9 protein-coding genes and 1 tRNA gene are annotated in these 6,951 nt (G+C 33.9%); 1 reads left to right on the forward strand and 9 read right to left on the reverse strand.

All coding sequences use genetic code 11. From position 1 onward, the window contains the following. Positions 1–6 precede the first annotated feature (6 nt). Entirely contained in the window at positions 7–324 is a 318-nt protein-coding gene (locus ADM33_RS07260) for a winged helix-turn-helix transcriptional regulator (RefSeq protein ID WP_080982707.1), read from the reverse strand. Positions 325–411: 87 nt separating this feature from the next. Between ADM33_RS07260 and ADM33_RS07265 the strand changes: the two genes are divergently transcribed. Next, entirely contained in the window at positions 412–714 is a 303-nt protein-coding gene (locus ADM33_RS07265) for a YciI family protein (RefSeq protein ID WP_049504144.1), read from the forward strand. A 259-nt stretch (positions 715–973) separates the two neighbouring features. Here ADM33_RS07265 and ADM33_RS07270 read toward each other — a convergent pair. The 8 genes from ADM33_RS07270 to ADM33_RS07305 all read right to left on the reverse strand — a co-directional run. Continuing rightward, positions 974–1,045, reverse strand: a tRNA-Arg gene (locus ADM33_RS07270). A gap of 42 nt (positions 1,046–1,087) precedes the next feature. Continuing rightward, the gene (rplS, locus tag ADM33_RS07275; protein ID WP_001068670.1) at positions 1,088–1,435 is read right to left on the reverse strand and encodes a 50S ribosomal protein L19; all 348 of its coding nucleotides are present in this window, start codon (positions 1,433–1,435) and stop codon (positions 1,088–1,090) included. Positions 1,436–1,815: 380 nt separating this feature from the next. Further along, positions 1,816–3,183: an ISLre2 family transposase gene (locus ADM33_RS07280; protein WP_049504145.1), complete on the reverse strand. Its 1,368-nt coding sequence runs from the start codon at positions 3,181–3,183 to the stop codon at positions 1,816–1,818. Between the two features lie 359 nt (positions 3,184–3,542). Beyond that, positions 3,543–4,139, reverse strand: coding sequence for an AP2 domain-containing protein (locus ADM33_RS07285; RefSeq protein WP_049504147.1), 597 nt, complete (start codon positions 4,137–4,139; stop codon positions 3,543–3,545). Next, entirely contained in the window at positions 4,136–4,687 is a 552-nt protein-coding gene (gene acrIIA6 / locus ADM33_RS07290; RefSeq protein ID WP_049504150.1) for an anti-CRISPR protein AcrIIA6, read from the reverse strand. The genes ADM33_RS07285 and acrIIA6 overlap by 4 nt, the downstream gene beginning before the upstream one ends. A gap of 123 nt (positions 4,688–4,810) precedes the next feature. Continuing rightward, a complete protein-coding gene (locus ADM33_RS07295; protein ID WP_049504152.1) occupies positions 4,811–5,035 on the reverse strand; it encodes a hypothetical protein in 225 nt (74 codons plus the stop codon). A gap of 52 nt (positions 5,036–5,087) precedes the next feature. Next, positions 5,088–5,894 carry a ParA family protein gene (locus ADM33_RS07300; protein ID WP_049504155.1) on the reverse strand — a complete coding sequence of 269 codons (807 nt, stop codon included), beginning with the start codon at positions 5,892–5,894 and terminating at the stop codon, positions 5,088–5,090. A gap of 101 nt (positions 5,895–5,995) precedes the next feature. Then, the coding region (locus ADM33_RS07305) for a helical hairpin domain-containing protein (protein WP_049504157.1) at positions 5,996–6,951 on the reverse strand (956 nt) is incomplete at its 5' end.

The following is a 6,951-nucleotide window of genomic DNA, read 5'->3' on the forward strand; positions in this document are numbered from 1 at the left end:
GAAAATTTAATGCAACCATTCTTTTCCCCATTGATTCAAGTCCTTTAAAATCGGCATCAGTGATTTACCTTTTTCTGTCAACTCATATTCTGTATGAAGAGGCAAAGACTCATAATCATATTTCTCAACCAATTGGTTCTCTATTAAAACATCTAATCCACGTGTCAAACTGATAGTTGTAATCCCTTCAACTTCTCTTCTCAATTGATTGAAACGAATTTTCTTATGCTTGTTTATAACCCATAATATATTCATCCTCCATTTCCCACCAACTACATCTAAGACTTGAGACATACTGCAGTTCCAATTTTTATTTGTTAACATTTTTTCTCCTTACAAAAATGTGCCTACTATACAACTTGTTTATAAAGTATTATAATCTTTTTATCATTTATTTTAAAGGAGTAACTTATGTTTATTGTAAATCTTACCTATATAAAGTCCCTTGATGAAGTTGAAAAACACTTAGAAAAACACATAGATTTTTTAAATCAGTATTATACAAAAGGTCTTTTTATCGCATCTGGAAGAAAAAATCCAAGAACCGGCGGTATCATTCTCATGAGAGCTAAAAATAAAGAAGCCGTTCAAGAAATCATTACACACGATCCATTCTATCAAAATGAGATTGCTCAATATGAGATTATTGAATTTGAGGTAAGTAAATATTGTCCTGAATTGAAAACCGTCCTGAACAATCCATCTGAACCTTAACCTCATTTGTCAATTCCATAATAAAAATAAGGACATTCCAATAAAGGAAGTCCTTTTTTAACACTACTATAAATCAAAGACATTTTCATGATCCATTTTATTCTCTAGCCGTTAACAAAATATAATTTTTGGTCAAAATTTGGTCATGATTTGGTCAAAAAAATTAAAAATACTAAATTATTTTTAAAAATGAACTGGTGATAATTGCCTTCAATTAAACATTTTGAATTTTCTTTGTCTTTCTTTACATTACTAAAAATGCCCCCTGCAGGGATCGAACCTGCAACTACTCCTTAGGAGGGAGTTGTTATATCCATTGAACTAAGGGAGCTAGAGAAAAACTCTGCCGAATGAGCAGAGTTTTTTGGTCGAATTAACGACGGATTTCTTTGATACGAGCTGCTTTACCTTGAAGAGCACGCAAGTAGTACAATTTCGCACGACGTACTTTACCGTAACGAACAACTTCGATCTTTTCAACACGTGGAGTGTGGATTGGGAAGATACGTTCAACACCTACACCGTTAGAGATTTTACGAACTGTATAGTTTTCTGAGATGCCAGCACCTTTACGTGCAATAACAACACCTTCAAAGATCTGAACACGTTCACGGTTACCTTCGACAACTTTCGCGTGTACACGAACAGTGTCACCAGGACGGAATGATGGGATATCAGTACGAAGTTGACCTTCAGTCAAGCTTTGGATTAATGGATTCATTTTATTCTCCTATCTTTGTCAATCTTGAGGAAGCTTCCTCAGCGGATAAACTGTATTTTTGTGCGTCCATTACACACAAGATACAGTTTACCAAATTTCTTAAAAAAAGTAAAGAAATTTACAGTAAAAGTTTGTGTCTATTCTTTTGAGGTAGTAAAAAAAATACATCAAAAACGGAAATGTAAAAACAAGGCTAAACAATTTTACTTGCTCAGCCTTGACATCTACTAAAATTTCTGATAGTATTAATCTTACTGATAAACAAGACCCAATTGTTTATCTTTATGAGAGGTACGTTGCTGCGTGCCTCTTTTTTATTGATAAGATTATTATACAATATTTGTCGCTATAAGTCAATAGTTTACTGACTTTATGGCATCTTATCTATTAATTTTTTTTCCTGCAAAACGTTGTTTATCTCTCTGTTTTCGGCCTTTCCAAGAAGCATTTACAATTGTTCCTAAACTCCTTGGAGCTTGATCAATTTTTTTTCGTACTTTTGCACCACTCATTCCCTCTGAGTGGTATTTTTCATATTCATTTCTCCAATTACCAAAAAATAAATCTCGGAGTTCTTGGTTGTAAGACAACAAAATAAGATGGGACATAGCATCTGCATGATTCAAAGACCAATACATCCCCCTATTTTTCATTCGGTAACTAATTTTACGATGCTGACTTTCCATAATTCCTAGACTTGCTGTATCTAAATTCCTCTGTTCAGGTGGTTGCGTATATTTAAAATTTCCAAGAATTCTATTTTTAAAAATAGTAAAATTATCAATCTTCTTTTCATTCTGGTTAAGTAGAACTAATGACTCTAGAGTATCAATAGCTGTTTTCAACTTCTGCTTACAATGGCTATCTATAGCTTTCATAAATTGATCTAGTAGCTCTACTGAATACGGTTTGACCAACTTTTTTATTTCTTTGTTTAGATGATATCGATCCCAAAAATGTTGATGATGCTTTATTCCTAAATCATTTGATATCTCTTTAAATAAACGTGGAGTATATCCGTGCCCCATATCTGAATTAGTCACAAGTAGAGTATCTGACGTAATTTTAAAATGATTATAAATATAATCTACTACTCTTTTCCTTGCTATTCGATTATTGGGAGACACAATTTCCACCTTATTTTTTAAAATTTTCCTCTTTCCATACTCCTCCGTTCCGGTATGAATGACAAAATGAGATAATTCTTTATTCTGTTGTTCTTTTTCTCTTCCACTGACCTTTATCCAAACACCATCCCCTTCAAGATAAATGACAGGTGCCTCAATTTTCTTGACAACTACCTCATCACTATAGTAACGATAATCTTCTTTTTCATTTAACAACTGACTTGCTAGTTTAATTGCTTTTAACACTGTGTCTTTAGTAATATAAACCTGGTACATTAGTTCAATAACTTCCACAACTTTTCGATACGGTAACATTGTAGCTAGTTTAGTGATCTGATACAGCAATTCTTTGGAATAAGCAATACGTTTCTCCAGACCTAACTTTTCATCTACTGGAATTCTACATTTCCCATTCTTATACCAGCGCCTTCTTGAAAAAGTTACCTGGCCAAACGTAAATGTAACGGTTCTCTCAGCATAGTTTACAAATTTGTAACCTCTAGCTCTCATTGTGGGAGCAATATAGTTGTCATAGTCACTTACAAATTTATGAAATCCTTGTAAATTTTTCTCTTTAAATTTCTCTACAAATTCTCTTTCATCAATAATTTTTGTATCCAAAATATAAACACTCCCAACTAAAATCATAATAAAAAAGTATAAAGATTTTAGTTCTAGAGTTCAAATGTTTTTTGTCAGCAAAGATAAAAGCCTGGTATTAAACCAGACTTTAGGTAGTTAACAGTAGTATCATCTCATAACTAATATGACTCATTTAGCAACAAAAGCAATGAGTTAAAATAATTTTATAATATATTTGTAATTATGTTTACGTTGTTGAAATAAAAGAATACTATTATGCAATAGCCTTCAAAATCTTGAAAATCAACAAACTAGGTTCATTGAAATTGCTGTAAAATGACATAATCAATAATTATGGGTATCATTTTGGGTAGCAAAACCCGTGATTTTTTCACGGGTTATTTGTAACCATATTTCTTTTCTGCTTCCCTGCGCATTTTTGCAGCTTCTTCGAGAGAGGAGGTGCTACCTAAATACTTTGGCTTCTTATCAACATTGATGAATACTTGATACCTTTTCTTTCGTTTGTTGAAATAGACTCCTCGAACACCAGTGCTACTCCTGGCAGTTGGTTTCGTAGATTTTCGACTCTCAGGATCTCGGATAGAGTCCATATAGTCCTTGGATGCTCCACGTCTACACCCACAAGAGGTCTGATGGCCAATTAGATTGCTATTGAGAATCACGCTCTGACCACAATGCTTACAGATGCAGTTCCAGTAAGCACGTTGATTTTTCGAGTAAGCTCTATCAATAATCTTAAAATTATCTGTTTCAGTATTTCTTAAATCCTTATATCGTTCATGCTTCTTCTCTTCATTCAAGCACCCACAAGATTTGGTTCGACCATTTCTTAAACTATATCCGAGGACGTGATATAGTTTGCCACAATCACATTGACAGAGCCATTTGATTTCTCCTTTAGAAGACCTCGTCCCGTCATCTTCTATGACAACGAGACGATTGAACCTCTGCCCAATTATATTCTCCTTCATCGGATATTCTCCAAATTCTTCTCAATCCATTCAAGTCTATTTTGACGACCGGCAGGTATAGGCCTTGGATCACGAGAATAGTTTTTGAATCGCATTTGAAGCATGTATGAACCATCTTCTAAATTGCTACTTTCTAAAGCTACTTCCAAATAAGCGCTAGAGATCCAGTTACCATCAGCAGTATACATTCTACCTGCACCACCGATGATATCTTCACGGCTATTCTCAATCCATTTAATAAGTTGTTGCTTCTTGAATTGGTCATAATAAGCGTGGAATGTCATATTCATTTTAAGTGAGTTGTTTAAATAATATTTATTTTGAGCCTTGCCAATCATTGCCAATTCAAAATCTTCAAACAAGCGATCAAGCATAGCATTCACTCTTGCAGCACCCATCTTCTCGATAGAGAACTCACCACTCTTGAATCTCTGCCAGTTGGCATCAGTGAACTTGATCCCTGGCAGCTTGTAGAAATCATTTTCATATCTGAAGTATCGTCCTACATATTCCAAAATTAAGTCTTTGATGTCGTTATTGATTTCCATTTTAGTTTCTCCTTTAATTATCTTGTGAGAACAATATGTATTATGTACGATAGTTTGTTAACGGATAACACAAAGAAATTTAGTTTATAGTTATATTTGTATTTATAAATATAACTATAAATTTTATTGTAAACTTTCTAGCCACCTATCAAGATAATCTGATGCAGACTTTGCTCCGGCTGCTTTAGCAATCTTATCTAATTTTTTCCGATTGCTAGGTTTCAAGGTAAACTGGAATTGCTTTTTGCGTTCAAAACTTTCAAAGTTGGCTACCTCTGAAATCTGCTCAGGTTGGTGAGTTGCTTCGATAATCTGCGAAATCTCTTTTTCTTTTGGTGTGAATGCCATAACAATCTCCTTCTAATTATATTTATAATTGTATTTGTGTTTATAAATATAATTATATTGTATCATAAATTTTTGAAAAAGTCTGCTCCAGCTCAGTGAAAAACTTTTTGTGTTTTTGATAAAGCTCAGGATTCTCCTCCATATCTGCAATAGAGATCTTATCAATCGTTGAATGATTGAATAACTCTTTTGCTGGTACAATTCCTAGAAGGTTATCTGTTCCTTTTTCTTTAGCTTCAAGTCCCAGGGCTTCCAGTAATTCTCTTGATGATCCATAATTTGGTCGGATCATATTTGCTAAGAAATATAACTCAGCAGTAATGTATGATTCTCTTGTACGATAGTCAATCACATCCTTTCTGAATGCTTCTAACCGAGTTGATAGATTGAATTTGGCATTATAACCAAACTCTGAAGGAGTCAAGGGACTAATAATAGCATGACTGACTGCAACAGCATTTTTAGTAGCTGTCGCAAAGTCCGGTCTACAATCAATCAAGATATAGTCAAATTGATCCAGCTTCTTCTTTTCGTAGTTATCCTCTAGCCAAAGATAAAGTAGCATATTTTTCTTATCGCTATTCTCCAGATCTCGTTCTACCGTGTCAAGTTGAACCGATCCTGGAATTAGACTGATATTTTCCTTGACTTGCTTAATATCCACGTCACCTCCTTTGAAGGCATTCGCAATCGTATTCTTGCTTTCGTAAATATTGTAGCACTGAGTCAAATTACACTGATGGTCTAAATCTATAAAGAGAATGTTATGACCTTTGCGAGCCAACCATTCTCCATAATTAAATGTCAAGGTTGTTTTTCCAACACCGCCTTTAATAGCGGCAAATGTGATAATCTTCATTCTATTTCTCCATCCCTTTTTCTATATTTCTATTATACCATTATAATTATATTTGTCAATATGTTTATAATTATGTTTGTAATTATATTTATAATTATTTTTTACAATGAAGTTTCTCTTTCCTTACGCTGCTCCACATTTTTCTCAATGTCTTGATGTAGCTTATAATCTTTTGTAATTGCTTCTACCCGTTGATACAAAGCCTGGCGCTCAAAGGTTGCCTCTTTAACAAGTTTATCAATCTCAGATTTGCGAGTGCTAGGATCTACTCTCAAGTCTTTCATAATAGCAATAGCTAGTTTCACTTCCTGAGGATCGCTTGATTCCAATGCAAGAAATGCAGACTGAATTTTATTAAGCTCACCCAAGCGTTGATCTAGTTTATCAAGCAAGTTATCTACTTCTTCCAGTTCCTCTTCAAAACGATTTAACAATTCATCAAATTGCTGTCCTTCTGTAACTCCATGAGCAGATAGATAATTATATTCACGAACAAGCTGATCCAAACTAGAGATTTTCGGATTTTTCCGGACAATCATTTCTCCATTATCATACGACAACTGAGAAGCGACTGTTTCTCCCTTCATATACCGATTCTTATCAGCGTGTTCAGGATTAACAAAATAGTAGAAATCATTTTTTCTGATAAAAATTTCATAAGAGCCATCTTCTGCTTTTTCAATCTGATGAGCTGGAATAAGAATTGTTCCCTTATTTCTAATCCCAAATTCCATTTCAAGATAGATTCCATTTTTTGTTTCTTCCATCACCTGCCATTCTTCAACTGTGATTCTCATTTCAAAATCATCTTCTCGTTCCGCAACCATTTTTTCATATTCAGATTTAATTTCATCGACAGAGAAGGTCACCTCGTTACCAACTACTCTCTCAGAAATTTTCTCCAAAGAATAATTTCCTTTTTTGGATAGAGTACGATCCCGAACATTTCTTGTTTGTTCTTGGTCAGTTAAACGATATTTTATTTCCTTCCCTGAAGTATCAACAACAAGATCTAAAGCTTTGGCCTTAGATTTAAAATCTTCTAATGAGGTCGAAT

It is taken from the genome of Streptococcus oralis, assembly GCF_001075875.1.
Classification (GTDB): Bacteria; Bacillota; Bacilli; order Lactobacillales; family Streptococcaceae; genus Streptococcus; species Streptococcus oralis_I.